The 26,923-nt window shown below is 62.1% G+C and carries 25 protein-coding genes; 8 read left to right on the top strand and 17 right to left on the bottom strand.

Annotated elements, in window-relative coordinates; all coding sequences use genetic code 11:
* The first annotated feature begins 9 nt into the window (after positions 1-9).
* From ACVWZP_RS21950 to ACVWZP_RS21940, 3 genes are read left to right on the top strand one after another with little or no spacing between them, the layout of a single operon-like run.
* Positions 10-678, top strand: a complete 669-nt coding sequence (locus ACVWZP_RS21950) for an amino acid ABC transporter permease (protein ID WP_046381687.1) — start codon at positions 10-12, stop codon at positions 676-678.
* Positions 675-1,325 (top strand): amino acid ABC transporter permease, encoded by a 651-nt coding sequence (locus ACVWZP_RS21945; protein WP_046381686.1) that lies wholly within the window; start codon positions 675-677, stop codon positions 1,323-1,325. Before ACVWZP_RS21950 ends, ACVWZP_RS21945 begins: the two co-directional genes overlap by 4 nt.
* A complete protein-coding gene (locus ACVWZP_RS21940) occupies positions 1,312-2,049 on the top strand; it encodes an amino acid ABC transporter ATP-binding protein (protein ID WP_017845136.1) in 738 nt (245 codons plus the stop codon). Before ACVWZP_RS21945 ends, ACVWZP_RS21940 begins: the two co-directional genes overlap by 14 nt.
* Here ACVWZP_RS21940 and ACVWZP_RS21935 read toward each other — a convergent pair.
* From ACVWZP_RS21935 to ACVWZP_RS21920, 4 genes are all read right to left on the bottom strand, one after another.
* The gene (locus ACVWZP_RS21935) at positions 2,021-2,569 is read right to left on the bottom strand and encodes a DUF1120 domain-containing protein (RefSeq protein ID WP_057003996.1); all 549 of its coding nucleotides are present in this window, start codon (positions 2,567-2,569) and stop codon (positions 2,021-2,023) included. The two genes, ACVWZP_RS21940 and ACVWZP_RS21935, sit on opposite strands and share 29 nt — an antisense overlap.
* Positions 2,559-5,060, bottom strand: a complete 2,502-nt coding sequence (locus ACVWZP_RS21930) for a fimbria/pilus outer membrane usher protein (RefSeq protein WP_457370155.1) — start codon at positions 5,058-5,060, stop codon at positions 2,559-2,561. The genes ACVWZP_RS21935 and ACVWZP_RS21930 overlap by 11 nt, the downstream gene beginning before the upstream one ends.
* A gap of 7 nt (positions 5,061-5,067) precedes the next feature.
* On the bottom strand, positions 5,068-5,757 hold the full coding sequence (locus ACVWZP_RS21925; RefSeq protein WP_177031882.1) for a fimbria/pilus chaperone family protein: 690 nt from the start codon (positions 5,755-5,757) through the stop codon (positions 5,068-5,070).
* 133 nt (positions 5,758-5,890) lie between these two features.
* On the bottom strand, positions 5,891-6,550 hold the full coding sequence (locus ACVWZP_RS21920) for a DUF1120 domain-containing protein (protein ID WP_046381682.1): 660 nt from the start codon (positions 6,548-6,550) through the stop codon (positions 5,891-5,893).
* 481 nt (positions 6,551-7,031) lie between these two features.
* Here ACVWZP_RS21920 and ppx point away from each other — a divergent pair, with 481 nt between their 5' ends.
* The gene (gene ppx / locus ACVWZP_RS21915; protein ID WP_017845141.1) at positions 7,032-8,534 is read left to right on the top strand and encodes an exopolyphosphatase; all 1,503 of its coding nucleotides are present in this window, start codon (positions 7,032-7,034) and stop codon (positions 8,532-8,534) included.
* Positions 8,535-8,665: 131 nt separating this feature from the next.
* Here the strand turns inward: ppx and ppk1 are convergent, their stop codons facing one another.
* Together ppk1 and hemB are read right to left on the bottom strand one after the other, a co-directional pair.
* The gene (gene ppk1 / locus ACVWZP_RS21910; protein WP_046381681.1) at positions 8,666-10,891 is read right to left on the bottom strand and encodes a polyphosphate kinase 1; all 2,226 of its coding nucleotides are present in this window, start codon (positions 10,889-10,891) and stop codon (positions 8,666-8,668) included.
* 18 nt (positions 10,892-10,909) lie between these two features.
* Positions 10,910-11,923 carry a porphobilinogen synthase gene (gene hemB / locus ACVWZP_RS21905; RefSeq protein ID WP_057003998.1) on the bottom strand — a complete coding sequence of 338 codons (1,014 nt, stop codon included), beginning with the start codon at positions 11,921-11,923 and terminating at the stop codon, positions 10,910-10,912.
* 207 nt (positions 11,924-12,130) lie between these two features.
* Here hemB and ACVWZP_RS21900 point away from each other — a divergent pair, with 207 nt between their 5' ends.
* Positions 12,131-12,778, top strand: a complete 648-nt coding sequence (locus tag ACVWZP_RS21900) for a DedA family protein (RefSeq protein ID WP_017845144.1) — start codon at positions 12,131-12,133, stop codon at positions 12,776-12,778.
* Here ACVWZP_RS21900 and ACVWZP_RS21895 read toward each other — a convergent pair.
* Positions 12,759-13,994 carry a sterol desaturase family protein gene (locus ACVWZP_RS21895; protein WP_046381679.1) on the bottom strand — a complete coding sequence of 412 codons (1,236 nt, stop codon included), beginning with the start codon at positions 13,992-13,994 and terminating at the stop codon, positions 12,759-12,761. The two genes, ACVWZP_RS21900 and ACVWZP_RS21895, sit on opposite strands and share 20 nt — an antisense overlap.
* A 115-nt stretch (positions 13,995-14,109) precedes the next feature.
* Between ACVWZP_RS21895 and elbB the strand changes: the two genes are divergently transcribed.
* Positions 14,110-14,775 (top strand): isoprenoid biosynthesis glyoxalase ElbB, encoded by a 666-nt coding sequence (gene elbB / locus ACVWZP_RS21890; RefSeq protein WP_079444912.1) that lies wholly within the window; start codon positions 14,110-14,112, stop codon positions 14,773-14,775.
* Here elbB and ACVWZP_RS21885 read toward each other — a convergent pair.
* From ACVWZP_RS21885 to ACVWZP_RS21865, 5 genes are all read right to left on the bottom strand, one after another.
* Complete coding sequence (locus ACVWZP_RS21885) at positions 14,772-15,227, bottom strand: YaiI/YqxD family protein (protein WP_017845147.1); 456 nt, start codon at positions 15,225-15,227, stop codon at positions 14,772-14,774. The genes elbB and ACVWZP_RS21885 overlap by 4 nt on opposite strands.
* Before the next feature lie 2 nt (positions 15,228-15,229).
* A complete protein-coding gene (locus tag ACVWZP_RS21880) occupies positions 15,230-17,125 on the bottom strand; it encodes an FTR1 family protein (RefSeq protein WP_457370154.1) in 1,896 nt (631 codons plus the stop codon).
* A gap of 294 nt (positions 17,126-17,419) precedes the next feature.
* Entirely contained in the window at positions 17,420-18,052 is a 633-nt protein-coding gene (locus ACVWZP_RS21875) for a LysE family transporter (protein WP_026139801.1), read from the bottom strand.
* An 88-nt stretch (positions 18,053-18,140) separates the two neighbouring features.
* Positions 18,141-18,713 carry a mechanosensitive ion channel family protein gene (locus ACVWZP_RS21870; protein ID WP_046381676.1) on the bottom strand — a complete coding sequence of 191 codons (573 nt, stop codon included), beginning with the start codon at positions 18,711-18,713 and terminating at the stop codon, positions 18,141-18,143.
* A complete protein-coding gene (locus tag ACVWZP_RS21865) occupies positions 18,713-20,623 on the bottom strand; it encodes an ATP-binding cassette domain-containing protein (RefSeq protein WP_017845151.1) in 1,911 nt (636 codons plus the stop codon). Before ACVWZP_RS21865 ends, ACVWZP_RS21870 begins: the two co-directional genes overlap by 1 nt.
* Positions 20,624-20,673: 50 nt before the next feature.
* On the opposite strand from ACVWZP_RS21865, the gene ACVWZP_RS21860 reads away from it, so the two are divergent.
* Positions 20,674-21,138, top strand: coding sequence for a TIGR02444 family protein (locus tag ACVWZP_RS21860; protein ID WP_079444914.1), 465 nt, complete (start codon positions 20,674-20,676; stop codon positions 21,136-21,138).
* Here the strand turns inward: ACVWZP_RS21860 and ACVWZP_RS21855 are convergent.
* On the bottom strand, positions 21,135-22,202 hold the full coding sequence (locus ACVWZP_RS21855) for an AlgP family protein (protein WP_457370153.1): 1,068 nt from the start codon (positions 22,200-22,202) through the stop codon (positions 21,135-21,137). The two genes, ACVWZP_RS21860 and ACVWZP_RS21855, sit on opposite strands and share 4 nt — an antisense overlap.
* 192 nt (positions 22,203-22,394) lie before the next feature.
* Between ACVWZP_RS21855 and ACVWZP_RS21850 the strand changes: the two genes are divergently transcribed.
* Positions 22,395-23,072, top strand: coding sequence for an FKBP-type peptidyl-prolyl cis-trans isomerase (locus ACVWZP_RS21850; protein WP_046381674.1), 678 nt, complete (start codon positions 22,395-22,397; stop codon positions 23,070-23,072).
* A 54-nt stretch (positions 23,073-23,126) separates the two neighbouring features.
* Here the strand turns inward: ACVWZP_RS21850 and ACVWZP_RS21845 are convergent, their stop codons facing one another.
* From ACVWZP_RS21845 to ACVWZP_RS21830, 4 genes are all read right to left on the bottom strand, one after another.
* Entirely contained in the window at positions 23,127-23,585 is a 459-nt protein-coding gene (locus ACVWZP_RS21845) for an Rsd/AlgQ family anti-sigma factor (RefSeq protein WP_017845155.1), read from the bottom strand.
* 209 nt (positions 23,586-23,794) lie between these two features.
* Positions 23,795-24,316 carry a disulfide bond formation protein B gene (locus ACVWZP_RS21840; protein WP_457370152.1) on the bottom strand — a complete coding sequence of 174 codons (522 nt, stop codon included), beginning with the start codon at positions 24,314-24,316 and terminating at the stop codon, positions 23,795-23,797.
* Between the two features lie 237 nt (positions 24,317-24,553).
* A complete protein-coding gene (locus tag ACVWZP_RS21835) occupies positions 24,554-25,795 on the bottom strand; it encodes a heme biosynthesis protein HemY (RefSeq protein ID WP_017845157.1) in 1,242 nt (413 codons plus the stop codon).
* A gap of 5 nt (positions 25,796-25,800) precedes the next feature.
* Entirely contained in the window at positions 25,801-26,916 is a 1,116-nt protein-coding gene (locus ACVWZP_RS21830) for a uroporphyrinogen-III C-methyltransferase (RefSeq protein ID WP_046381672.1), read from the bottom strand.
* Between the last annotated feature and the right edge of the window lie 7 nt (positions 26,917-26,923).

Below are 26,923 nucleotides of genomic sequence, written 5' to 3'. Positions count from 1 at the left end.
AGCTGATTCATGGCCTATCAATTCGACTTTGTGCCGGTGCTGGCCAATACCGACCTGCTGTTGCGCGGCGCCCTGTTCACCCTTGAACTGACGGCGATCGGCGCAATCCTGGGGGTCGCCCTGGGCACCGTCGGCGCAGTGGTGCGGGCGTGGAAAATCCAGCCGTTCGCCTGGTTCTTCGGGGTGTATGTCGAGTTGATCCGCAACACGCCATTTCTGGTGCAGTTGTTTTTCATCTTCTTCGGCCTGCCCTCCCTGGGGCTGAAAATCACCGAGTGGCAAGCGGCGGTATTGGCGATGGTGATCAACCTGGGCGCCTATTCCACCGAGATCATCCGCGCCGGCATCCAGGCGATCCCCAGTGGTCAGCTGGAGGCTGCCGCCGCCCTGGCGATGACGCGCTTCGAGGCGTTCCGCCATGTGGTGCTGCTGCCAGCGCTGGGCAAGGTGTGGCCGGCCCTGAGCAGCCAGATCATCATTGTGATGCTCGGCTCGGCGGTGTGTTCGCAGATCGCCACCGAAGAGCTGAGTTTTGCCGCCAACTTCATCCAGTCGCGCAACTTCCGCGCCTTTGAGACCTATGCCCTGACCACCCTGGTGTACCTGTGCATGGCGTTGATGATTCGCCAGTTGCTCAACTGGATCGGCCGCCGGTTTGTCATGAGGAACAGCCGATGAGTGATTTTTCCTTCTGGGACATCGTGCGCAACCTGCTCGTCGGCCTGCAATGGACACTGTTGCTGTCGCTGGTGGCGTTTGTGGGCGGTGGCCTGATCGGCCTGCTGGTGATGACGATGCGTATCAGCCGCAAAGCCTTCCCGCGCAATGTCGCCCGCACCTATATCGAACTGTTCCAGGGCACGCCGCTGTTGATGCAGCTGTTCCTGGTGTTTTTCGGCGTCGCCCTGCTCGGGGTGGATATCTCGCCCTGGCTGGCGGCGGCGATTGCCTTGACCTTGTTTACCAGCGCCTACCTCGCCGAGATCTGGCGCGGCTGCGTCGACTCCATCGCCCACGGGCAGTGGGAAGCCTCGGCCAGCCTGGCCCTGAGCCCGCTGGAACAGCTGCGCTACGTGATCCTGCCCCAGGCCCTGCGGATTGCCGTGGCGCCTACCGTGGGGTTCTCGGTGCAAGTGGTCAAAGGCACCGCGGTGACCTCGATCATCGGCTTCACCGAACTGACCAAGACCGGCGGCATGCTCGCCAACGCCACGTTCGAGCCCTTTATGGTCTACGGCCTGGTGGCCCTCGGTTACTTCCTGCTCTGCTACCCCTTGTCCCTCAGTGCGCGCTACCTGGAAAGGAGACTGCATGCCTCTGCTTAGAATTTCCGCCCTGCATAAGTATTACGGCGATCACCATGTGCTCAAGGGCATCGACTTGACCGTTGAAGAAGGCCAGGTCGTCGCGATCATCGGCCGCAGCGGCTCGGGCAAGTCGACCTTGCTGCGCACCCTCAATGGCCTGGAGTCGATCAACGACGGCGTGATCGAAGTCGACGGCGAATACCTCGACGCCGCCCGCGCCGACCTGCGCAGCCTGCGGCAGAAAGTCGGCATGGTGTTCCAGCAGTTCAACCTGTTCCCGCACCTGACGGTGGGCGAAAACGTCATGCTCGCGCCGCAGGTGGTACAGAAAGTGCCCAAGGCCAAGGCCGCCCAGTTGGCGCGGCAGATGCTGGAACGGGTCGGCCTGGGCGAGAAGTTCGACGCCTTCCCTGATCGCCTGTCCGGTGGCCAGCAACAACGCGTCGCGATAGCCCGCGCCCTGGCCATGTCGCCCAAAGTACTGCTGTGCGACGAGATCACCTCGGCGCTGGACCCGGAACTGGTCAATGAAGTGCTTAGCGTGGTGCGCCAACTGGCCAAGGACGGCATGACCCTGATCATGGTGACCCACGAAATGCGTTTCGCCCGCGAAGTCGGGGACAAACTGGTGTTCATGCACCAGGGCAAGGTGCATGAAGTGGGCCCGCCCCAGGCGCTGTTCGCCAACCCCCGCACCCCCGAACTGGCCAACTTCATCGGCTCGGTGGGGCAGCCGGGCTGACCAGCTCGAAGGTGCCCCGCCCCTCCAGCCGCGTTTCATCGCGGACCTGCAGGGCATCGGAAGGCAGGTCGATATCGACATCGACCTGGGCCGTCAGGCGCTGGCCGACCAGCGCTTGACCTGCTGCGCGTGCCACCAGGACCTGGCCCGGCAACAACGCCCCGCTGACGGTTTCACCGGGCAAGTGCGCCACCCCCCACTCGACGGCGCGCCCATCGACCTGGGCATGCTTGAGACTCAGGCGCATACGCCCCTGGCGGTCAAACCGGAAACCTTGCCCATCCGCCGCACCGATGAAGCGCAACGCTATCATCGAAGGCTGCGTACACACGACGTTCAGGTGCAGCGTGCGGGTGCCGAGGGCCACGGAGGTGCTTTGGACGACGGCCTCCCTGCGAATGACGCCATAGTCGAGGCGCGGCTGGCTCACGGACAACCGGCAGTTTTCAGCGCGCACGCCCTGGGCCATCAACAGCGCGCAGAACAGGACGACGCCCGCGCTTCTCCACTTAGCGGCCATGGCACACCGCCGTCGTGGTCTCATAGAACTTGTCATGGTCAGGCTGGGTTCCGGGGTCAAGGCTCAGTTGGCAGGTGGAAGAGTCCGGCAACGAAACCCGCAGGCTTTGCGACTCATTGACGTCATTCAGGAAAATCATGCCCTCGCCCACCACACTGGTGAGGAAGCGGCCATCCTGGCCGAATACCGACGCGCCCTGGGGCAACCGCTGACCGTGCTGATCGCTGGCGGTGAGCAACACGCGGCGCACTGTCACCACATCGAACGCGACGGTATTGAAGGACCCGCGACCGGCGGCGAGCACCTGGGTGCCGTTCTTCAGGTCAACCCGCCTGGGCAACGACTGCGTCTGCACTTCGACGCGGCTGTTGGCATACGCGGGCAAGCCGGCAATCACGGCCTGCCCGGTGAAGTCGGTCCACACCGGCCCCTGGGGGGTTTCGACTTTCGCGGAGCCGATATCCCCCACGGAGACGATGCCGAACGTGTCCTGCACGGGATAGGGCGAGAAGGTCAGGCCGTTTTCGTGCGCGACGATGCCGCCTTGCAGTTGCCCCGTATAACCGGTGCCCTGGGCATCTCGGCTGACGCCCAGGCCGACGCGGGTGTAGCGCGGCAGCAGGTCCACATGGCCGCGAACCGCTTGTTCGCGGGCGCTGAGGTCGCGCTCGACACCCACCTCGTAATTCACATAGTCATTGACCCGTTCGCTGAGTGCCGTGCCAGCGCGGGACTGGTTACCACGCCGGCTGACGTAGCTGTTCACACGACGATCACCGCCCAGCGGCACGCTGATCTGCAACCGTACCGACAGATCATTGTCCACCGTGCTATCGCGCCGGCCGGCGGCAACGCTGGCGTCACGCCGTGGCCGCGTGCCGCCCACCTGCGAGTCGGCGATCAAAGCAACATCGACGTGACTGAACGACTTGTTCCACGAAGCAAACACATGTTCGGCCGTTTGCCGGTCAAATTGCGCGCTGCGCGAATAACCCAGGGAGAACGCGCCCAGGGTTGGATCGGCCCAGCTCATGCCCGCCGTGTACTGGTTCTTGAAGCGCGAACCCAACTCGTCGGCCTTGAACGAGCGGCCCGCTTCAAGCACCTCGCGATACCCCCGGGTCTGGGTGGTGGCGCTGAAGTTGACGTCTATATTGGCGTAGACCGGGCTGCTCACGGACACGCTGCTACGCGAACCCGACACCGCGTTACGGCCGTCTCGGGACACATTGTGGCGAGCGCCAACCGCAACCCGTTGGAAAAAGACGCTGCTCAGGGTGCCGCCTGCCGACCAGTATTCATCGGTGCTCAATAAGCCAAACCCCGCCGACGAATCACGCCCCAGGCCCCAGGTGCCGCTGCCCATGGCGACCACCGGCGACGGCGCCTGCGCGTCGTTGTTTTCGCGCACCTTGCCGAGCGAAAAATAGTAGCCGGGCGCCGCCGGGGCTGCCCCCGCGAACGAAGCCGCCGGCACCACGAAACTGCGCTTGGCGCCGCGTACATCGATCACGCTGACTTCGAGGTCGCTGGTGCCATTGAGCAAAGGCAACCCGGTCAGCCGGAAGGGGCCTTCGGGCACCAGCGTGCTATGGATCAGCACGCCGGACTGGCGCACTTCAATCCGCGATTGACTCTGGGCCAGCCCCTCGACCACCGCATTATTGCCGCCCGCCGGCACCCGCGACTGGCCATCGGGGGAAAACTGCACACCGGACAACTGGATGCCGCCAAACAGCGGATTGTTGCTGGAGAGCTGGCCCACCTGGAACGTCGATCGCAGCGCGGCCAGATCCCGCTGGGCGAAGGCGTACAGGTGTTCGGTGCGCGCGTCGCCATTGTCGGACACATAGAATTGGCGGCTGCGGACAATCCAGTCGCCCAGGTTGAAGCCTGCTTCGGTGTAGGCCGACACGAACCGGCTGGACTCACTGCGCGAACGGTTATCGAAACCCAGCACGTCATAGTTGAACATCGCCGCTGCGCCACCCTGGGCAAAGTCCCCGGCCTCCCACTGGGGTTCACGCAATGACTGGGTCGGCACCACCAGTGCCACCTCATCGATGCCGGGCCGGAGCCGAACCATCGTCGTCGGGAAGGCGCCCAGAAAGTCATGGCAGGCCTGGTCCGGTGACGCGCCTTTGCGGACAACGGCGCGGGGCTGCACCAACCCGGCTTTCTCGAGCAAGCCCGGGGTGAAACACAATTGCCCCTGTGCGTCGAACCGCGCATCGACTGACCCGAGCGGGTTCCCGTTGACCCGCAGCCCCACCACCTGGACGCCTTCGCGAAAACGCGCCGCACTGCGGAAGTAGTCGGAGACCTTCGGGTCAATACCGTGGGTGGTCAGTGCCGCGAGGTCGAAACCCTCGCCCAACTCGAGCGCTGGAGCCAGGCCGGGCAAGCTCCACAGGGTCGCAAACCCGATGAGCAGCGTGGGGCGGCGAGACCGGATGGAAACCGCAGGCGTATTACTCGACAGGTTTTTCATAAGCCGCTCAACCCCCATCGGTACTGATCGGGGCGCGGTAACTGTCCACCGAAAACCCATAAACCGTGGCGGGCTGGATCTCGACTTCGGCCAAGCCGTCCAATGTTCCGTCAACCTTCGCCGTCAACGCCTCCCCCGGCAAAATGTAAGCACGCGGCAACGTCGCCAGAACCCGTTGGGGCAGCAACTGCACCTCCGGCGCCAGGCGCACCACATAAGCACTGTCGTTGTGAACAGCGAGCCTCTCTCCTGCCCGCCGCCACTTCAGCAGCTCCCAGGGCGTGTGATGTTGAGGCAAGCCTTTGGGGTGCAGGATCAGCGGCAGATTCTGCCGAAGGGTGATACCGATGGTCGCACCCCCTGCGGCACGCGCCTGCGGAATACCCTCGAAGGACACACGCTTCAAGCGCTGGGTCTTCAGCGGTGCTTCCAAGGTGCTGATGAAACGCACCAACTGGGTTTCACCGGGTTCCACACGCGCAATAGGCGGCGTGACAATCAATAGGGGCTCTACGTCTTCGGGCACGTTCAGTACGACTGAATGAAGCAGCGCCGGCCCCGAATCGGTGTTCTTGATATTTATCGTGGCCTCGCCTTGTTCCTCATAAAGAACCACAACCGAGGTTTCCGGCAACATTCCGTCCGCCAATACAATGCCGGTAAAACACAGACACACACTTGCACACAACAACAGCAGATTATTTATTACTGAAAGACTACGCACTCAGTGTTCCCCGCAGACCATGAAGTTGGCAATTGATAGCCAAGCACCCACATGAAAACAGCCGATCAGAACGCGTGCGTTCTTTGATCGGCTGTATTTCAGCCGCTTAGAGGTAAACCAAAGTAAGCGTTGCGCGACCATCAAGAGTAACGTCGCGAGCCAGGTTCAAGTCTTGGCCTTTGTTGATCACGGCCCGTACTGCAATAGTCCCGGTCAGTTGAGAGAGTTCGGCCGGAATGAGCGAAGTGCCACTGCGCCACGAAGATTGGTTAGGCGATTTCGCGACTTTGCCATCACTGCTCTGCCAGGCCGCGCCTTCGCCGACACGTGTAATAGCCGTCAGCGTTTTGCTCGGCGACCTGAGGTCCCTGAGCGTAACCGCATAGCCACCGGTATTTTTGCCAGCGACCGAACCCAAGCCGAAGTTATGCACCTCGGTATAGCCTGCGCCAAGGGCACTGAGGATGCCCGTTACCCTGCTGCCGGCCTGCAGGTCGGTGAATGTCAGCCCGAACGGAGCGCTGCCGGTGCCGCAATTGACGGACAGGGGCGTGGTCATTTCCCGAAGCGGGTTGAACGCCGTCTGGGAGAGTTGGCCCGAAGGAATATCGCCGTAATTGATAATGCCGCCGCCAGTCATGCTCAGGTTGCAGGCAGCGGGTTTGATCGTGCCCCTGACGACCAGTTCGGCACTGGTGGATGCGTTAGCACTGATGGCCGCAGCCAGGCAAGCGAGACCGAGAGTCAATCCAACAATTTTTTTCATATTCGACCTGTCACTGAAAGTTATCAGGCGTTCTTTATTTATCTCTTGGCAAGTCCAGCGCCAAACGGCTTATTTCTCCGGACCTGCACGACTATAAATAAATAACACCCAGGCAATATTGCCGGGTGACAGTCTGTCGCTTTGGCACTTCATTAAAGAATCAGATAACACATCAGTTAGTGTGGGAGCCGTAAAAACAAAGAGTCGCCTTTACCCGACCGCGAGGTAGTCCTAAACAAAAAAACCAATGGAACATCAACAAGCACTCTGTAGGGAAAATCATAAAAAGCTTTACAACAACAACTAGTTAAAAACTCCTACAAAACTAAAACCTCATTCAGTGGATATTTAGAAACCCACCCTACATTTCCCACAAGAATTCCTCGCAGACACCCTTAGGAAAATTACCGGAGCGCTACGCGTTGGCTCCAGCGGTCGATCGTGGCACGATGGTCAGGTTATCGACCGAGACCCTCTAACCATGCCGCAATCCCAAGCCAAGAATCTGTCCCTGATCGCCGCCATCGACCTGGGCTCCAACAGCTTTCATATGGTCGTGGCCAAGGCCCAGAACGGCGAAATCCGCATCCTTGAGCGGCTAGGCGAAAAAGTCCAACTGGCTGCCGGAATCGACGACGCGCGCCAGCTCAATGAAGAATCCATGCAGCGCGGGCTCGATTGCCTCAAGCGGTTTGCCCAGTTGATCAACGGCATGCCCCCGGGTGCTGTGCGAATCGTCGGCACCAACGCGTTGCGCGAAGCCCGTAACCGGGGCGAATTCATCCGCCGCGCCGAGGAGATCCTCGGGCACCCGGTGGAAGTCATCTCCGGACGCGAAGAAGCGCGCCTGATCTACCTCGGCGTGTCCCACACCCTGGCCGACACCCCCGGCAAGCGCCTGGTGGCGGACATCGGCGGCGGCAGCACCGAATTCATCATCGGCCAGCGCTTCGAGCCGCTGCTGCGCGAAAGCCTGCAGATGGGCTGCGTCAGCTATACCCAGCGTTATTTCAAGGACGGCAAGATCACCCCGGCGCGTTATGCCCAGGCCTACACGGCGGCGCGGCTGGAGATCATGAGCATCGAGCACGCCCTGCATCGCCTGTCGTGGGATGAAGCGATCGGCTCGTCCGGCACCATCCGTGCCATCGGCCTGGCCTTGAAAGCCGGCGGCCATGGCACCGGCGAGGTCAACGCCGAAGGCCTGGCGTGGCTCAAGCGCAAGCTGTTCAAGCTGGGAGATGCCGAAAAAATCGACTTCGATGGCATCAAGCCCGACCGCCGCACGATTTTCCCGGCGGGCCTGGCGATTCTCGAAGCGATCTTCGACGCCCTCGAACTGCAACGCATGGACCACTGCGACGGCGCCCTGCGCGAAGGCGTGCTTTACGACCTGCTCGGCCGTCATCACCATGAGGACGTGCGTGAGCGCACCCTCAGCTCGTTGATGGAGCGCTATCACGCCGATCTGGAACAAGCGGCCCGCGTGGAACGCAAAGCCCTGCATGCCTTCGACCAGGTGGCCGCGGACTGGGACCTGGAAGACGGTGTATGGCGCGAACTGCTGGGCTGGGCGGCCAAGGTGCATGAAGTGGGCCTGGATATCGCCCACTACCATTACCACAAGCACGGCGCCTACCTGATCGAGCACTCCGACCTGGCTGGTTTCTCCCGGGAAGACCAGCAGATGCTCGCGCTGCTGGTACGCGGCCATCGCCGCAATATCCCCAAGGACAAGTTCGCCGAATTCGGTGACGAAGGCATCAAGCTGATCCGCCTGTGCGTGCTGCTGCGCTTTGCGATCCTGTTCCACCACATCCGTGGCACCCAGGAAATGCCCCAGGTGACCCTGCGCGCCAGCGGCGACAGCCTCGACGTGGTGTTCCCGGAAGGCTGGCTGGAGGAAAACCAGCTGACCCAGGCGGACTTCGCCCAGGAAGCGGAGTGGCTGACGCGGGTGGGGTTCAGCCTGAACGTGCGCTAAAGAACACCGAAAATACATGTGGGAGGGGCGGTGCGACGATTCGACTTGCCCCCGATGGCGGTGTGTCAGTCACTTGGTACTTTGACTGAACCATCGCCATCGGGGGCAAGCCCCCTCCCACATTAGGTCGGTTAATTCACTGCGAGAATCGGGCTACCCAGCCTTTCCAGCAAGGTGGCCTGGGCGCTGCGCGGGTTCTGGTTGCCGGTCGGCGTGTTGCGCACGTAGCGGCCGTCCGACTGCAGGCTCCAGCTGTGAGTGTTATCGGTGAGATAACTTTCCAGCTCTTTCTTGACCCGCATGATCAGCTTCTTGCCTTCCACCGGGAAGCACGTCTCCACACGCTTGTCGAGGTTGCGCTCCATCCAGTCGGCGCTGGAGAGGTACATCTGCTCCTCCCCGCCGTTGAGGAAGTAGAACACCCGCGTGTGCTCCAGGAACCGCCCGATGATCGAGCGCACATGGATGTTGTGCGAGACCCCGGCGATGCCCGGCCGCAGGCAGCACATGCCGCGTACCACCAGGTCGATACGCACGCCGGACTGGCTGGCCTTGTACAGCGCGCGGATGATCTTCGGATCGGTCAGCGAGTTGAACTTGGCGATGATGTGCGCCGGTTTGCCGTCGAGCGCGAACTGGGTCTCGCGGGCGATCATGTCGAGCATGCCCTTCTTCAGGGTGAACGGCGCATGCAGCAGCTTCTTCATGCGCAACGTCTTACCCATGCCGATCAACTGGCTGAACAACTTGCCGACGTCTTCACACAAGGCGTCGTCGGAGGTCAGCAGGCTGTAGTCGGTGTAGAGTTTGGCGTTACCGGCGTGATAGTTGCCGGTGCCCAAGTGCGCGTAACGCACGATCTCACCGGCTTCGCGGCGCAGGATCAGCATCATCTTGGCGTGGGTCTTGAACCCGACCACACCGTAGATCACCACCGCGCCGGCCGCTTGCAGGCGGCTGGCCAGTTGCAGGTTGGACTCTTCGTCGAAGCGCGCGCGCAGTTCGATCACCGCGGTGACTTCCTTGCCGTTACGCGCAGCGTCCACCAGGGCGTCGACGATCTCCGAGTTGGCGCCGCTGCGGTACAGGGTCTGGCGCACGGCGAGTACATGCGGGTCCTTGGCGGCCTGGCGCAACAGGTCGACCACCGGGGTGAAGGACTCGAACGGGTGCAGCAACAGGATGTCCTGCTTGCTGACCACGCTGAAAATGTTTTCGCTGTTTTGCAGCAGTTTCGGGATCTGCGGCGTGAACGGCGTGTATTGCAGCTCCGGGTGGCTGTCCAGGCCGGTGATGCTGAACAGACGCGTCAAGTTGACCGGGCCGTTGACCTGGTACAGCTCGCTCTCGCCGAGGTTGAACTGCTTGAGCAGGTAGTCCGACAGATGTTTCGGGCAGGTGTCGGCCACTTCCAGACGCACCGCATCGCCGTAGCGCCGCGAGAACAGCTCGCCACGCAGGGCGCGGGCCAAGTCTTCGACGTCTTCGGAGTCCAGCGCCAGGTCGGCGTTACGGGTCAGGCGGAACTGGTAGCAGCCCTTGACCTTCATGCCCTGGAACAGGTCATCGGCGTGCGCGTGGATCATCGACGACAGGAATACATAGTTATCGCCAGCGCCCCCCACCTCTTCCGGTACCTTGATGATCCGTGGCAGCAGACGCGGTGCCGGGATGATCGCCAGGCCGGAATCGCGACCGAAGGCGTCGATACCTTCAAGCTCAACGATGAAGTTCAGGCTCTTGTTGACCAGCAACGGGAACGGGTGAGTCGGGTCGAGACCGATCGGCGTGATGATCGGCGCGATCTCGTCGCGGAAGTAGCGACGCACCCAGGTCTTGATCTTGGTGGTCCAGTGGCGACGACGGATGAAGCGGACCTGATGTTTTTCCAGTTCCGGCAGCAGGATGTCGTTGAGGATCGCGTATTGGCGATCCACATGCCCGTGTACCAGTTCGCTGATGCGCGCCAGGGCTTGATGCGGTTGCAGGCCATCGGCGCCGGCTTGTTCACGGGCGAAGGTGATCTGCTTCTTGAGGCCGGCGACGCGGATCTCGAAGAACTCGTCCAGGTTGCTGGAGAAAATCAGCAGGAATTTCAGGCGTTCCAGCAACGGATAGGACTCATCCAGCGCCTGTTCCAGCACGCGGATGTTGAATTGCAGTTGTGACAACTCACGGTGAATGTACAGGCTGCTGTCATCCAGGTTGGTCACCACGGCAGGCGCTGGCGCCGGGGCCGGCGCTTCGGCGACCACCACCGGCGGCGCCGGCTCCGGCACCGGCGGGGTCTCGGCGACGGATTCGACCACCGGGTGGGCGTCTTTTACGGCAACTTCTGAGAGTCCTTCGGTATTCATCGAGTGTTCCTGTGAGGGCTATTGTTGCTCTCTAAGCAATTGGGCAGCGCGGGCGGCGAAGTAGGTCAGAATGCCATCAGCGCCAGCACGTTTAAAGGCTGTCAGGGATTCGAGGATCACCCCTTCACTCAACCAACCATTCTGGATCGCGGCCATGTGCATGGCGTATTCACCGCTGACCTGATAGACAAAGGTCGGCACCTTGAATTCCTCTTTGACCCGATAAAGGATGTCCAGGTAAGGCATCCCGGGCTTGACCATCACCATGTCGGCGCCTTCGGCCAGGTCGGCGGCCACTTCGTGCAGGGCTTCATGGCTGTTGGCCGGGTCCATCTGGTACGAGGCTTTGTTGGCCTTGCCCAGGTTCAGGGCCGAGCCCACCGCATCGCGGAACGGACCATAGTAGGCACTGGCGTATTTGGCCGAGTAGGCCATGATCCGCACATTGACGTGGCCGGCCAGCTCCAGGGCTTCGCGGATCGCCTGGATGCGGCCGTCCATCATGTCCGACGGCGCGACCACCTGGGCCCCGGCGGCGGCATGAGACAAGGCTTGCTTGACCAGCGCGTCGACGGTGATGTCGTTCTGCACGTAGCCGTCTTCATCCAGGATGCCATCCTGCCCGTGGGTGGTGAACGGGTCCAGGGCCACATCGGTGATCACCCCCAATTCCGGGAAGCGCTCACGCAACGCACGGGTGGCGCGCTGGGCGATCCCTTGCGGGTTCCAGGCTTCGGCTGCATCGAGGGACTTGAGTTCAGCAGGCGTGACAGGGAACAGCGCCAGCGCCGGAATCCCCAACTCGACCCAGTTCGCCGCCTCTTCCAGCAGCAAATCAATGGTCAAGCGCTCGACACCCGGCATCGACGCCACGGCTTCCCGACGGTTTTCCCCGTCCAGCACAAAGACCGGCAGGATCAGATCATTCGTGGTCAGTACGTTTTCACGGACCAGACGGCGAGAAAAATCATCACGACGGTTGCGACGCAGACGGGTCGCGGGAAACAGGCGATTGGCAGGGGTAAAGCTCACGACAGACTCCTGAGCCCGCGTTTACGGGCGAGTGTTGCAGTTATAAGCGGCCATTATGACGAAGGTATGACAGTTGTGCTTAACGATGCGACCTGTAGTCGCATTCGGCGTTTCTGTAGGAATTGTTCACTTCGTGACACATCTCGATACTTTCACGAATGATCGCGAAGGCGTAGGCTGCGCGTTCATTTCGCCAGCACCCAGACCATGCTTCAACAATTTCTGCATGACTTCGGCTACTTTGCCCTCTTCCTCGGGACGTTCTTCGAAGGCGAGACCATACTCGTTCTCGCAGGCTTCCTGGCGTTCCGTGGGTACATGGATATCAACCTGGTGGTGGTCGTTGCTTTTTTTGGCAGCTACGCCGGCGACCAGCTTTGGTATTACATGGGGCGCAAGCACGGCCGCAAACTGTTGGCACGTAAACCGCGCTGGCAATTGATGGGCGACAAAGCCCTGGAACATATCCGCAAGCACCCGGATATCTGGGTGTTGAGCTTCCGCTTTGTCTACGGATTGCGCACGGTGATGCCCGTGGCGATTGGCCTGTCCGGCTATCCGCCCTTGCGCTACCTGTTACTCAACGGCATTGGCGCGGCGGTCTGGGCGGCGGCACTCGGCGCGGCGGCGTACCATTTCGGCGCGGTGCTGGAAGGCATGCTGGGTAGCATCAAGAAGTACGAGCTGTGGGTGCTGGGTGCGTTGTTACTGCTGGGCCTGGTTCTCTGGCTGCGGCGGCGGTTCAAGAACGCGCGCATCGCCCGTCAAGCCTGTGCCGACGCCAAGGCCCGACTGGCGGCCGCACAATTGAGTGAGACCAGCCCGGCCGAGCCGCCTAAGACGCCAGTCGAGTAAGCCGGCCTCGGCAGCAGTAGAGGCCAATCAGGCTCAGCAAGCTGTAGCTCAACAGACCCGGCCAGCCCAGGTGGCTGGCCGGCCAAAGCCCGACCAGCGGCGCCAGCCATACCAACGGCACATTCAGGCCCAGGCGCACCAGTTCCGCCTTCAACGCCCACGGGCGGTTCTCCAGGGCGACGCCCAGGCTGAACAGGCCCAACGCCATTGCACTCCAGCCCAGCACCAACGCCGCCGTGGGCAGCCCTTCGCCGACGTTCATCAGATAACTGCCAAACCCCACATACACCGCGAATTGCAGGGCGACGTACACCTGTTGCCGCGTATCCAGCGGCACCTCGAATTTGCGGAACTGGCTCAAGTCCGGCTTGGTCAACGGGTAGTTGGCCTTCACGTCGGCCGGCCGCCAGCCGGTACGCATGAACCAGATGCGCAGCTTGTCCCAACGGCTTTGCGTGCGCCGCGCGTCACTCCACAACTGCGCATAGAACTGCAGGTTGGCCCACAGCGGGTTCCAACTGGCCAAGGGGGTGGTGACGCCAAAGATCACCGGCTCGTTTTCGTCTTCTTCCTGAAACGAGCCAAACAGCCGGTCCCAAATAATGAACACCCCGCCGTAGTTGCGATCCATGTAGAGAGCGTTCTGTGCATGGTGGGCCCGATGATTGGACGGGGTGACGAAGAACCACTCGAACCAGCCGAGCTTGGGCACATGGCGGGTGTGGACCCAGAATTGATACAGCAGGTTGAGCGAAGCTACGCTGATGAACACCACCAGCGGCACGCCGAGCACGGCCAGAGGCAGATAGAAGATCCAGCTCAGCAGAAAGCCGGTGCTGGTCTGGCGCAAGGCGGTGGTGAGGTTGTAGTCCTCGCTCTGGTGATGCACCGAATGCGCGGCCCACAGGATATTGCGCTCGTGACCGCAGCGATGCAGCCAGTAATAGCAGAAGTCGTAGAACACAAAGGCGAACACCCAGGTCCAGACGCTCTCGGCCGACAGCTCGATCAGCGCCAGGTGCTTGAGGGCGAATGCGTAGGTCAGCAATCCCACGCCCTTGGTCAGCAGCCCGGTGGTGGTGGACAGCACGCCAGTGCTGAGGCTGTTGATGGCATCCGCCACCCGATAATTGCGCGCGCCGCGCCAACGGTCTACGAGCAGTTCAACCACGATCAAGGCGATGAAAAACGGTACCGCGTAAGGCACGAAGTCCATGGGCTAGTCCGGTCTGTTTTTATTGCATCAAGATTAGGGGCTGCGGCGAGAGTTCCCATTGGCAACAGATGACAAATTAGTAGACATTTAACGCCATGAATCAGGAGAAATGCCCATGAGCAAAAAGATTGCAGTGATCCTTTCCGGCTGTGGCGTGTACGACGGTGCAGAAATCCACGAAAGCGTGATCACCCTGCTGCGCCTGGATCAGCGCGGCGCTCAGGTCCAATGCTTTGCACCCGACATCGCACAGTTGCACGTGATCAACCACCTCACGGGCGAAGAAATGCCCGAGTCGCGCAATGTGCTGGTGGAGTCCGCCCGCATTGCCCGGGGCGACGTGAAAGACATTCGTGAAGCCAACGCCGAGGATTTCGACGCGCTGATCGTGCCTGGCGGGTTTGGCGCGGCGAAGAACCTGTCGAACTTTGCCAGCGCAGGCGCCGGTTGCAGCCTCAACCCGCAGGTATTGGCGCTGGCCGAAGCCTTTGTCGAAGCGGGCAAGCCGCTGGGACTGATCTGCATCTCGCCGGCCCTGGCCGCGAAGATCTATGGCCCGGGAGTGACCTGCACCATCGGCAACGATGCCGACACCGCCGCCGCGCTGGACAAGATGGGCGCCCACCACCAGGCATGCGCGGTGGACGATATCGTGGAAGACACCGCGCGCAAGCTGGTCAGCACTCCCGCCTATATGCTCGGCAAGAACATCAGCGAAGTCGCGTCAGGCATCAACAAGCTGGTGGATCGGGTGCTGGAGCTGACCCACGAAAACGACTAACCGGCCCGCATCAAGCGTGTGAGCAGGCGGTCGAGTGCGTTGGCGAACGCTTGCTTGTCCTTTTCCCCATGGGGCGGTGGACCACCGCCCATCTGGCCTTGCTCGCGCAGATCGGTGAACAGGTTACGCACCGCCAGCCGCTCACTCATGTTCTGCGGGCTGAATTCCTTGCCGCGCGGGTCGAGAGCCGTCACGCCGTTCTTCACCAGGCGGTCAGCCAGGGGCACGTCGCTGCAGATCACCAGCTCACCGGGCACCGCGTGCTCCACCAGGTAGTCATCCGCCGCGTCCGGGCCGCTGGGCACCACGATCAGCTTAACGCAGGCAAAGGCCGGCTTGATCTGGCTCTGCCCGGCCACCAGCACCACCTCGAACTGACGCTTGAGGGCGAACTTCACCACCTGGTCCTTGGCCGCGCGCGGGCAAGCATCGGCGTCGATCCACACGCGCATGCTTATGCCGCCAGCCGGCGCTTGTCGGCGATCCGACTGCGGCCATACATCACCATAATCGCCAGGATCGCCACCACCTGCGCACTCAGCGAGTAGGCATCGGCGTGGATACCCAGCCAGTCGAAGTCAAAGAACGCCACCGGCCGCGTGCCGAAGATGCCGGCTTCCTGCAACGCCTTCACGCCGTGCCCGGCGAACACCACCGACAACGCACACAGCAGCGCCGCGTTGATCCCGAAGAACAGCGCCAATGGCAGCTTCGCCGAACCGCGCAGGATCACCCACGCCAGGCCCACCAACAGCACCAGCGCCGTGGCGCCACCCCCCAGCACGGCGTTGTGCCCGGCCGGGCCGGCTTGCAACCACAGGGTTTCATAGAACAGGATCACTTCGAACAGCTCGCGGTACACCGAGAAGAACGCCAGCAGCGCGAAGCCGAAACGGCCACCGCCGCCCACCAGGCTGCTCTTGATGTAGTCCTGCCAGGCCGCTGCGTGGCGCCGGTCATGCATCCACACGCCGAGCCACAGCACCATCACACTGGCAAACAACGCCGTGCAACCTTCGAGCAATTCGCGCTGGGCGCCGCTCACATCGATCACATAGGCGGCCAACGCCCAGGTGGCCAAGCCGGCCAACAAGGCCAGGCCCCAGCCGACATGGACGCCGCGCACCGCCGATTCCTGGCCGGTGTTACGCAGGAAGGCGAGGACCGCCGCCAGCACCAGGATCGCTTCCAGACCTTCGCGCAGCAGGATCAGCAAGCCTGAGATAAAGCTCAACGACCAGCTCAGGCCATCGCCACCCAACAAGCCGGCAGATTCGGTGAGCTTGCCCTTGGCGGCGTCCAGGCGCTGCTGCACCTGTTCGAGCGGCAAGCCGTCCTGCAACGACTGCCGATAGGCCATCAGGGCCTTCTCGGTGTCTTTGCGCACGTTGGCGTTGACGTTGTCCAGGGAGCTTTCCACCAGCTCGAACCCTTCCAGATACGCCGCTACCGACAGGTCGTAGGCTTGCTCATGGTCACCGCTGCGGAACGCCGCAAGGCTCTTGTCGAGGGTCGCGGCGGTGTAGTCGAGCAACTGCGCCGGGCCGCGCTTGACCTGCGGCGGCTGGGCACGCTGGGCGCGGAACGTCGCAGCAGCGGCCGGGCCGTTGGCGGCCAACACTTCATTGGGGGTCTGGCGGGCCAGGTCGGCGAGGTTGAACGGTTGCGCGCTCTTCGCGGCAGCCGGGTCGGCCGTGAAGCCGGCGATGTAGGTGGCCAGGTCCCAGCGCTGGCGGTCGTCCAGTTGGTCGGCGAAGGACGGCATGTCCGTGCCTTCGACACCCAGGCCCAGCGTGTTGTAGATCGCATAGAGGCTCAGGCGGTCCAGGCGCTCCGCGTTCTGCAGGTTCGCTGGCGGCGGCGTCATGTCGACGCCCGCCGGGCCATCACCGGCGCCGGCCGTGCCGTGGCAGACCGAGCAGTGCTGGGCATACAGTGGTGCGCCGCGAGTCGGGTCGGGCGTAATCGCCGGGGCCTGGCTGACTTCATACGCCGCCGCCAGCTTGGCGCCCAACTGTCGGGACTGGCGGGCCACGCTGGCACCATCCTGACGAGCGGTCACGGCCGCGACCAATTCATCGACCCCTTTGACCAATTCCGCGCGCTCGGGCTTGGACGGCAGCTCAGCCACCAGGCCCTGCAATACCCCCAGAAATTCCACCTGCTCACGGTATTCCGATTCATCGACGACCTTGCCCGCCGCTACCGTCGGCGGATAGTCCGCGCCGATGTAGTCCAGCAAATGCAGGGCTTTCGTGGCGCCCTCGGCAGGCGCGGCCAACAGATTGAAGCTGCACGACATCAACGCCGGCAATAGCAGCCAGGCGAGAAAACGGAAGGGGGCAGTCATGAACGAATCTCAAAGGGAAATACGAAGTAACACATTGTTGAGCTTTATGAGATTTGACTCAAGGTGTAAGTGATTTGTATTTTGAGTAACAGAGCAGATTGAGCTGTAGCAATGACGCCACGCCCGACGATTCTGCGCTGCCCCCAACGCGCACAGGCAACGCAAAAACAATGTGGGAGCGGGCTTGCTCGCGATAGCAGTGGGTCAGCCGACTGACTCGGTGACTGACACTCCACTATCGCGAGCAAGCCCGCTCCCACATTGTCGATCCGGTTTATTCAGCCCGGTCCGGGTTCAAGCCGTCGCACGATGCAAGCTGGCGAGGAAGCCCGCAGCCCCCACGAACAACCCGGCAAACGTGCGGTTCATGCGTTTTTGCTGCTTGGGCGTGCGCAACAGGCGCAAGACTTTCGACGCCAGGCCGGTATAGCCCGCCATCACGATCATATCGACGCTGATCATCGTCGCGCCGAGGATCAGGTATTGGATCAGCAGCGGCGCCTGCGGGTTCACGAACTGCGGCAGCACCGCGAGCATGAACACCAACGCTTTGGGGTTGCTGGCGTTGACCAGAAAGCCACGGAACATCATCGCCATCGGCTTGCCGATCGGCCGTACTGCAGCGTCATCGGTCATGTCCATGGGCAACGCGCGCCATTGCTTGACGGCCAGGTACACCAGGTACGCCACGCCAAACCATTTGATCGCATAGAACGCGGTGGACGACGCCGCCAGAATGGCTCCCAACCCGCCGGCGACCACGGCGATCTGCATCGCCAGGCCGATTTGCAGGCCGATGGCGTTCCAGTAACCGCGCAGGAAACCGTATTGCAAGCCACTGGACATCGAGGCGATGGCGCCTGCGCCAGGAGAAAGGGAAATGATCCAACTAGCGAGGAAAAAAGCCAGCCATGTGTCGAGTGCCATTGCACACCTCAGCAGCGAGTTTGCGGTTGTGCCTTAAGCTAACGCTGCCGACCGAAGGCTGGCTATAGTTTTTTGCAAGATGTGAACGCTAGCGCTGGCCCGGGAGGACAGCACTGTCGCGCCAGCGGCGCACCGAGCGTTGGAAGAACAGGCTATTGGGCACCTGCACCGTCACGCCGCCGGTCCCCGCCTCTTCCACTTCGATCAGCGTGGTGTAAAGCAGGTTGATCGCCACTACCCGGCCTTTGACGCCGGGCTTGTCGACGGTGTCCACCAGCTCGACCACATCACCGAGGCGGAACGGCCCGACGGTGAAGATCAGGATCGCGCACAACAGGTTGGACAACACCGACCACATGGCGAAAAACGCCACCGCCGCCACCGCGACAAACCCCGACAACGCGGTCCACAACACCGTGGCGGACACGCCCAGGCGCTCCAGCACGAAGATCAGCGCACTGCCCATGATCAGCCAGCGCAAGCCGCCACGCAGCGGCATCAACAGCTGCGGCGGGAAGGGGTAGTGCTCGCCGAGGCGGGTCAGGCCTTTGGCGACAAACCGCTGTGTCAGGTAGCCGGCCAGCAGGATCAGCAGGATTTGCACGCCGATCCACACGGGGGCGACCCATTGCGCCGGCAGCGGCAGTTGCAGCGCGTCCATCAGGACAGCGCCTCCAGCTCCGCTTGCAGGCTTTCGAGCAGTTCGAGGGCTTCCATCCAGCTTTCCTCCAACTGCCCTTCACGGACCTTGAGCTTGGCCTGCTCGGCCAGCAGATCGCGCAGTTCATCCTTGCGCGCGGCTTCGTACACGGCACTGTCGCCCAGGCTGGTTTCGATCTTGGCCAGGCGCTCGTGGACCTTGCCCAACTCCGCTTCCAACTTGTCGGCTTCGCGCTTGTGCGGCGCCAACTGCTGGCGCAGGGCGGCGGCGGCCTGGCGCTGGGCCTTCTTGTCGGTTTTGTCCGGGTTGACCGGGGTGTTGCTGGTCGGCGCGTTGCGCAGGCGGTATTCCGTCAGCCAGCGCGCGTAGTCGTCGAGGTCGCCGTCGAACTCTTCGACTTTGCCGTCGGCCACCAGCAGGAAGTTGTCGGTGGTGCTCTTGAGCAAGTGGCGATCGTGAGAAACCACCAGTACCGCACCGCTGAACTCCTGCAAGGCCATGGTCAGCGCCAGGCGCATTTCCAGGTCGAGGTGGTTGGTCGGTTCGTCGAGCAGCAACAGGTTCGGCCGGTCCCAGGCGATCAACGCCAGGGCCAGGCGGGCTTTTTCGCCGCCGGAGAAATTCAGCACCGGCTCATCGATGCGCGCACCACGGAAGTCGAAGCCGCCGAGGAAGTCGCGCAGGGGCTGCTCGCGTTCGGTCGGCGCCAGGCGCTGCAGGTGCAGCAACGGGCTGGCCTTGGCGTCCAGGGAGTCCAACTGATGCTGGGCGAAGTAGCCGACCACCAGGTTCTCGCCACGGGTCAGGCGCCCGGCCAGGGGTTGCAGCTCGCCCGACAGGTTCTTGATCAGCGTCGACTTGCCCGCGCCGTTCGGCCCGAGCAGGCCAATGCGCGCACCCGGCGTGAGTTGCAGCTTGACCTTCTCGAGGATGGTTTTCTCGCCATAGCCCAGGCGGGCATCGGACAGGTCGAGCAACGGGCTGGAGATCTTCACCGACTCGCGGAACACGAAATCGAAAGGCGAATCGACGTGGGCCGCCGACAGTTCTTCCATGCGCTCCAGCGCCTTGATCCGGCTCTGGGCCTGCCGGGCCTTGGTGGCCTGGGCCTTGAACCGGGCGATGTAGCTTTCCATGTGCGCGCGCTGCGCCTGCTGCTTCTCGAACGCCTGCTGTTGCTGGGCCAGGCGTTCGGCGCGGGCGCGTTCGAACGCGGTGTAGCCGCCACGGTAGAGGGTGATTTTCTTCTGTTCGACGTGAGCGATGTTGTCGACCACGGCGTCGAGGAAATCCCGGTCGTGGGAAATCAGCAGCAAGGTGCCCTGGTAGCTCTTGAGGAAATCCTCCAGCCACAGGATCGCATCGAGGTCCAAGTGGTTGGTCGGTTCGTCGAGCAGTAACAGGTCCGAGGGGCACATCAGTGCCTGGGCCAGGTTCAGGCGCATGCGCCAGCCGCCAGAGAAGTCGGCGACCGGGCGGTCCATCTGTTCGTTGGTAAAGCCAAGGCCGGCGAGCATCTTGCGCGCACGGGCGTCGGCGGTGTAGCCGTCGGCGCTGTCCAGTTCCGCGTGCAGGCGGGCTTGAGCGGCGCCGTCCTGGGCTTTCTCGGCCGCGGCCAGGTCGTGTTGCACCTGGCGCAGACGCAGGTCGCCATCGAGCACGTAGTCGATCGCGATGCGGTCCAGGGTGTCGATCTCCTGGCGCATATGGGCGATGCGCCAGTCGGCCGGCAGCAAGCAGTCCCCGGAGTCCGGGGTCAACTCACCCAGCAACAGGGCGAACAACGTGGATTTGCCGGCGCCATTGGCACCGATCAGGCCGGCTTTGTGACCGGCGTGCAGGGTCAGCTCGGCGTCTTCGAGAAGACGTTGCGGGCCACGCTGTAATGTTAGGCTTTGAAGTCGGATCATAATGGCGGCGGAGTCTACCAGCTTCGTTGGCCGCTGGCTTGGGTGTGAATATGTGCGCTGACCTATGGAGCTTTGCCCTCTCGACTTACGCCCGCCCGGGCGTCGAGGCTGCGTGCCTGCGCGTGCAGGAACAAGGCGCGGATGTGTGCCTGTTGCTCTGCGGGGCGTGGCTGGAACAGCGGGGCGTGGCGCTGACGCGTGAACGCGCGCTGGCGCTGAGGCAAATCGCCGAGCCCTGGCAATCGCAGGTGGTTGAACCGTTGCGACAGGTACGCCGGCAATGGCGGGCCGTGGCGCAGCAGGATGCGCCCTTGGCGGCGTTACGGGAGCGGGTCAAAGCCCTGGAGCTGGACGCGGAACGCGAGTTGCTGGCGCGCCTGGAAGCGCTGGCAACGACATGGCTGACAGGCGAGGCGATGGGTCAACGATGGTTGGAAGGCCTGGCGGCTGAGGGAGCCGCCAACCTTGACCACGACGCGCTGCAGCAGCTGCGCGTCGCAGTCACCGGCACTTAGGAAGCGCTGGTTGGAGTGCTGTTGCTTGGCGCGACCGACGCAGGGGTGCTGGTCGATGCGCTTGGCGCTGCTGGGGTAGCAACCGATGCTGCCGGGGTGGCTGGCTTGGCCGGTGCTGGTTTTGCAGCAGCAGCTTTAGCCACTGGCTTGGCGGCTGGTTTTGCAGCAGCGGCTTTAACCACTGGCTTGGCAGCTGGTTTGGCAGCAGCGGCTTTAACCACTGGCTTGGCAGCTGGTTTGGCAGCAGCGGCTTTAACCACTGGCTTGGCAGCTGGTTTGGCAGCAGCGGCTTTAGCCACTGGCTTGGCAGCTGGTTTTGCAGCAGCAGTTTTGGCAACTGGCTTGGCGGCCGGTTTTGCAGCAGCGGCTTTAGCCACTGGCTTGGCGGCTGGTTTGGCAGCGGCCGTTTTGGCAGCTGGCTTGGCAGCCGGTTTTACAGCAGCGGCTTTAGCGGCTGGCTTGGCGGCTGGTTTGGCAACAACGGCTTTAGCCACTGGCTTGGCGGCTGGTTTTGCAGCAGCCGTTTTGGCAGCTGGCTTGGCGGCCGGTTTTGCAGCAGCGGTCTTGGCAACTGGCTTGGCAGCTGGTTTTGCAGCAACAGTCTTGGCAGCTGGCTTGGCGGCGGCCTTAGCCGGCGCTTTGGCGGCAACGGCTTTTGCCGGTGTACGAGCGCCCAGCACTTTCGATACAGCTTCCTTCACACGACCAACGCCCTGGGCCAGTTTCAGGCTTTCTTGAGCATCTTTTTTGAGTTGGGAAATGTAGGTGCGGGTTTCGGCTTGGCGATCCTTGAGGGCGTCCAGCAGGTCCTCAAGTTCTTTGACTGCGTCTTTGGCTTTGGCTTGAGCCTTGGCTTTGCCGGCAGTGGCGGCGTCTTGCAATTTGGTGCGGGACTTATGCAGTTTTTCTTGCGCTTTACCGCGTTGCTTTTCCAACTTGGCGAGCAGTTTTTCTGCATCAGCCAAGGCTTGGGAACACGCGCTTTCCAAATGTTCGAGCAGACTGCCCGAGAGTTGTTGGAGTAAGTGCAACGGGGTATTTACAGGCTTCTGTTTGGCCGACATGGTTTACCTCCTGGCTGACGTGGGTGCGGCTCATACTAGCCCTCTGCTCTTACCGCCGCTAGGGCATGTTGACAGTATCGTTTGCCTTGCGTTGCACCGTGCGAAAAATCTTATCGATATAACGAAAAACCACGCCACTTTTTACCCTCTCACACTGGCATAATCCGTCGCACTTTCGGCTGGAGAAGACCCATGTCGCGTTACCTTTTTCTTGCGCTTGGTTTGGCGATTTCCGTGGCCAATGCAAGCGAGCCAGCGTCATCCAAAACCACTGCCCCGGACGCGCACGACCTCGCGTACAGCCTGGGCGCCAGCCTCGGTGAGCGGCTGCGCCAGGAAGTCCCCGACCTGCAGATCCAGGCGTTGATCGAGGGTCTCAAGCAAGCCTATCAAGGTAAACCGCTGGCACTGGATAACGCGCGCATCGAACAACTCCTGGCGCAGCATGAAGCGCAGGACGAAGCCGATGCTCAGGTACCGCAAAGTGAAAAAGCACTGACGGCCGAACAGCAGTTTTTGACCCAGGAAAAAGCCGCGAGCGGCGTGCGCGAATTGGCCGATGGCGTTCTGCTCACGGAACTCACGCCCGGCAGCGGCAACAAGCCGTTGGCCAGTGATGAGGTTCAGGTGAAATACGTGGGGCGATTGCCCGATGGGACGGTGTTCGATCAAAGCACCCAGGCGCAATGGTTTCGTCTGGACAGTGTGATCAGCGGCTGGAGCAGTGCGCTGCAACAGATGCCGGTGGGCGCGAAGTGGCGCCTGGTGATTCCATCGGCGCAGGCCTATGGCGCCGACGGTGCTGGCACGTTGATCCCGCCTTACACGCCTCTGGTATTCGAGATCGAATTGCTCGGCACCCGGCATTGATCCAATAAAAAACGGCGCGTCATACGCACCGTTTTTTTATCTCATCAGCAACGGTCAGGCCGGGGCGACAGCCACATCCCGGTGAGCATTGTGCAGCACTTCGATCAGGCAATCCTCCAACTCGAAACGCTCATGGAGCAGGCCGCCCAGCTCTTTGAATTTCTCGGCAACACACTTGCCGGCATCACACAGGTCATTGAACGCCAGCAGCTTCTCGGTGATCACATCGATGCGTGGGTAGAGGGTCTCGGCCAATTCAAGACCACGCTGATCGTCGAAGGCTTCCGCCTCCTTGGTCAACTGTTCGTAGACGCCGAAATGACCGGCAGACACGTAGTCCACCAAGACACCGCAAAACGCCTGCAGCGGCTTGCGATTCATCGCTAATGCTTCGGGCTTCTCGCCGAGAGCATCAAACGCCCGAACCAGTTCGTGGCGTGCCTTCAACCAGCTGTCGATCAGCTTGTGCACCCCACCCCAGCGTTCCTGAGCATTCTGACAACTTTCCAGCATGATGATCTCTCTTCCCTATAGGGGGCGCTGCCGCTGTGTGCCCGCGCAATACTTCAAAGATAAAGCGGCAGCCGGACAAAGCCGCATCTGACAACGGTTTCAATAACGCATGCGGGCCAGATTATGCCCGCATGACTATGGCTTCAAGGTACGCAGGAGAGAAAGTTCATACAAGTGTTTAATCCCGTCCTACAACTTGCGACCACTTTTCAGCGTGTCGACAGGCGCAAGCGTTGGCTGAATATCAGCCGTGAAAACTGCATGAAACCCAGGATCAACATCGCCACGAAAAACAACAGACTCCACTCCGGGAGGCTCAAATCGAACAGGGTCCAGGTGATTTCCACGCAGTCGACGGTACCGTTGAAGATCGAGCGCAGCGCCTGCGAGAACGACAGGTTTTCGAGCATGTACTGCAAACTGGGCCAACAATCGCCAGCCTGATCAGACGCAGTGTTCTGCAGCAACACCTGGCGCACCGCGGTAATTGCGCCTAGCGTGGCACAGCCCATGCTCACCAACCCGTACCCATAGATGCCGTAGCGCTTGGGGTTATGAACAGCCGCGACCAGGTTGATCAACGTAAAGGTGGCGAGGAATAGCCGCTGAACCTGGCACAGAAAGCAGGGCCGCAGCAGCGCGCCATATTCCAGGTAGAAAGACGCACCCAACGTCAGCGCACCGGCCATGAACGCCAGGAAAAACAAGGAGCGTGAGGGGGCCAAAGACATTGTTTATCCGTACCGCGAGAGATAGGCCGTTACGGTAGAGGAAAGGCCTGACCCCTTTCAATACGCGTTAGAGCAGACGATTCCGTTAAAACGTAGGGACATCCCGCCAGAGCTTGGAGGACATAACCTGACGCAACGTAGGAATGTATTACGAACCCAGTTAAATCGAGTCTTTACACAGAACCCAAGGGTTGGCTGTCGGATGCATCCGAGCCAACCCTCGTACCTGTTCCTGCTTCAACCCCGCACCGGCGCGGGCAACGGTGAGGCGAGCAGACGGTTGTCCAGCAGGCCCAGGCCTTCCTGGAACAGCTGGTTGCTGCGCTCGGTGTCACCCAACTGGGCCAGCAGGCGTGCCAGTTCGGCACACGCCTCGGGGTTACGCTGCACCTGCAGGCTGCTTTCCAGATAGTCCCGCGCCTTGCCCCACAGACTGTTTTGCAGGCACAGGCGCCCGAGGGTCAACAGCAAGCTGGCATCACCGGGATGATCCTTGAGCCAGCCTTCGGCAAACTTCAACTGACGGGCCGGGTCACTGCCGCGCAACAGGCCATACAGGCGGATCAGGTGGCTGTCATACGCACGCTTGAGCGCGCCGCGCAGCACCTCTTCGGCCTTGGCATCGGCGCCCAGCTGGCGCAGTTGCTCGGCGTAGGCCAGCACCAACGGCGGCTCCTGGCGCTGGGCGGACGTCAGTTGCTGCCAGGCGCGCTCAAGCGCCTGCAACCCCGCTTCGCCCTGCTCTTCACGCTGGGCGGCCAGGCTCAGGTTTTCACCCCAGGCGCGGCGCTCCAGTTCGGCCAATTCGCCGGCCGGCAATACTTTGTCCTTGCGCAGCTCAGGCAACAGACGAATCACCGACGACCAATCGCCCCGCTGCTGATGCAAGCGTTGCAACTGGCGCAGCACCTGGGCGTTATGCGGATGACGCTCGTGCATGGCCTGCAAGGTGGTCAGCGCGCCGTCGGTGTCGCCACGGTCCGTCTGCAATTGCGCATGGCTCAAGGCAATCGCCAGTTCGGCCTGGGGCTGTCGCTCGAGGGCGCGCTCCAGCAGGCCGTCGCACTCTTCATATCGCCCTTGCTCGTTTGCCGCCCGGGCCGCGCCAAGGTAATACAGCAGCGGCTGGCGTTCGGCTTCGGCGGCACGATGCAGGTGACGTTCGGCACTGGCCCAGCGGCCTTCGGCGAGGTCCATCTGGCCGTGCTCGATCGCGATCTGCACGCGACGGCTGCGGTTACGCCGCGACCATGGGTTGACCACGCCGCCCGAGGTGCTCAACAGGCTCAACAGCACACGAATCAGGTAGATCGCCAGGCCGATGACAAATACCGCCACCAGGGTAGCCCACAGGCTCGACTCGTAATGCAGCAGATGGGGATAGGTAATCAACACGTAGCCGGTGTGTTTCGAAATGCCCACGGCCAGCGCCAGGGCGACCGCGATCGCCAGCACCAGGATCACATAGAAACGCTTCATCGGCTCTACTCCTGGCTCGCCGGCGTGCCGGCCGAAGCTTTGGCTTCTTCGGCAGGCAAGTGACGACGTTCAAGGTATGCCTGCACGGCGGCCAGGCTGGCGGCCAGGTCCGGAGTCACGACCGAGACGGCCTTGGGCTCAAGCTCGGCGATACGCGCGAGCATCGCTTTGCTCTGCGGGTTGTCCTGGTTGAAGTTGTCCTGCAACACGCTGCGCGCTTCACCCAGCGAACGGCTGTACACCGCCGCCTCGCCATTGAGCGCAGCCCATTGCGCCTGCTCGAGGGCCAGGCTCAGGGCCAGGCGAACCTGGTTCAGGCCTTGGCCGGCGAGCAGTGGGCGAATGTTGTCATCGGGGTTGAAGTCGATGCGGAAGTAACGCGAGAGCTGCTCCCACCATTGGCTCAAGCGGTTTTCCGTATCGGTGGTCGGACGCCCATGGGATGTCGGCTCCTGAAGCTGGTACTCCGGCGCAATCGCCGCCAGTTGCACGACTTGATCGCGCAAGGCCGCCAATTGCAGGTAGAGCCCGGTACGGTCCGGTTGTTCGGTACTGCGCAACGCGGCAAGGCTCTTGGCCAATTGCTCGCGCGCGGCGTAGGAACCCGGATCGCTCTGCTCGCGAAGAATCTCGTCGGCGCCCTGGACCAGCGACTGCGCACTGTTGATGTCCTGCAGGGCAGACAAGCGCAGGCTCGCCAGACGAATCAAGTGTTCGGCTTCTGCCAGGCGCCAGTCCTTGCGGCTGGCCCCGAGCACGGTTTCCAGGCGCTGGCCCAAACGCTGCTGGTCGCCCTGCAACTGGGCCAGCAAGCGGCGGCGCTCCTCCAGCTCGTCCGCGCCCGGCAATTGCGCCAGGCGTGCAGCCAACTGTTGCTGGCTTTGCTTGAGGGTCTGGGACTGGTCGTCGAGGCTCTTTACCTGGCTCAGCTGTTGCTGGTTGCTGGCTTGCAGGGTGCGGACCTGCCAGATCCCCCACCCGCCGGCGGCAACGCCCGCAGCACCCAGCAGCAAGGCGACGATTGCCAGGCCATTGCCACGGCGCGGCGCAGTGACCGGTGTCTGGCCCGGCGCATCGAGCGCGGGCTGAGCTTCATCTTTAGGCAAGGCTGTTTCGCTCACGTATCCA

It is taken from the genome of Pseudomonas sp. TE36184 (assembly GCF_054060055.1).
The sequence above is the reverse complement of the archived record's forward strand: the minus strand, read 5'-3'. Positions and strand labels throughout refer to the sequence as shown.

Coding starts and splice junctions, on each gene's coding strand:
- ACVWZP_RS21950 (WP_046381687.1), top strand. CDS start 10: ATGGCCTATCAATTCGACTTTGTGCCGGTGCTGGCCAATACCGACCTG.
- ACVWZP_RS21945 (WP_046381686.1), top strand. CDS start 675: ATGAGTGATTTTTCCTTCTGGGACATCGTGCGCAACCTGCTCGTCGGC.
- ACVWZP_RS21940 (WP_017845136.1), top strand. CDS start 1,312: ATGCCTCTGCTTAGAATTTCCGCCCTGCATAAGTATTACGGCGATCAC.
- ACVWZP_RS21935 (WP_057003996.1), bottom strand. CDS start 2,569: ATGGCCGCTAAGTGGAGAAGCGCGGGCGTCGTCCTGTTCTGCGCGCTG.
- ACVWZP_RS21930 (WP_457370155.1), bottom strand. CDS start 5,060: ATGAAAAACCTGTCGAGTAATACGCCTGCGGTTTCCATCCGGTCTCGC.
- ACVWZP_RS21920 (WP_046381682.1), bottom strand. CDS start 6,550: ATGAAAAAAATTGTTGGATTGACTCTCGGTCTCGCTTGCCTGGCTGCG.
- ppx (WP_017845141.1), top strand. CDS start 7,032: ATGCCGCAATCCCAAGCCAAGAATCTGTCCCTGATCGCCGCCATCGAC.
- ppk1 (WP_046381681.1), bottom strand. CDS start 10,891: ATGAATACCGAAGGACTCTCAGAAGTTGCCGTAAAAGACGCCCACCCG.
- ACVWZP_RS21900 (WP_017845144.1), top strand. CDS start 12,131: ATGCTTCAACAATTTCTGCATGACTTCGGCTACTTTGCCCTCTTCCTC.
- ACVWZP_RS21895 (WP_046381679.1), bottom strand. CDS start 13,994: ATGGACTTCGTGCCTTACGCGGTACCGTTTTTCATCGCCTTGATCGTG.
- elbB (WP_079444912.1), top strand. CDS start 14,110: ATGAGCAAAAAGATTGCAGTGATCCTTTCCGGCTGTGGCGTGTACGAC.
- ACVWZP_RS21885 (WP_017845147.1), bottom strand. CDS start 15,227: ATGCGCGTGTGGATCGACGCCGATGCTTGCCCGCGCGCGGCCAAGGAC.
- ACVWZP_RS21880 (WP_457370154.1), bottom strand. CDS start 17,125: ATGACTGCCCCCTTCCGTTTTCTCGCCTGGCTGCTATTGCCGGCGTTG.
- ACVWZP_RS21875 (WP_026139801.1), bottom strand. CDS start 18,052: ATGGCACTCGACACATGGCTGGCTTTTTTCCTCGCTAGTTGGATCATT.
- ACVWZP_RS21870 (WP_046381676.1), bottom strand. CDS start 18,713: ATGGACGCGCTGCAACTGCCGCTGCCGGCGCAATGGGTCGCCCCCGTG.
- ACVWZP_RS21865 (WP_017845151.1), bottom strand. CDS start 20,623: ATGATCCGACTTCAAAGCCTAACATTACAGCGTGGCCCGCAACGTCTT.
- ACVWZP_RS21860 (WP_079444914.1), top strand. CDS start 20,674: ATGTGCGCTGACCTATGGAGCTTTGCCCTCTCGACTTACGCCCGCCCG.
- ACVWZP_RS21855 (WP_457370153.1), bottom strand. CDS start 22,202: ATGTCGGCCAAACAGAAGCCTGTAAATACCCCGTTGCACTTACTCCAA.
- ACVWZP_RS21850 (WP_046381674.1), top strand. CDS start 22,395: ATGTCGCGTTACCTTTTTCTTGCGCTTGGTTTGGCGATTTCCGTGGCC.
- ACVWZP_RS21845 (WP_017845155.1), bottom strand. CDS start 23,585: ATGCTGGAAAGTTGTCAGAATGCTCAGGAACGCTGGGGTGGGGTGCAC.
- ACVWZP_RS21840 (WP_457370152.1), bottom strand. CDS start 24,316: ATGTCTTTGGCCCCCTCACGCTCCTTGTTTTTCCTGGCGTTCATGGCC.
- ACVWZP_RS21835 (WP_017845157.1), bottom strand. CDS start 25,795: ATGAAGCGTTTCTATGTGATCCTGGTGCTGGCGATCGCGGTCGCCCTG.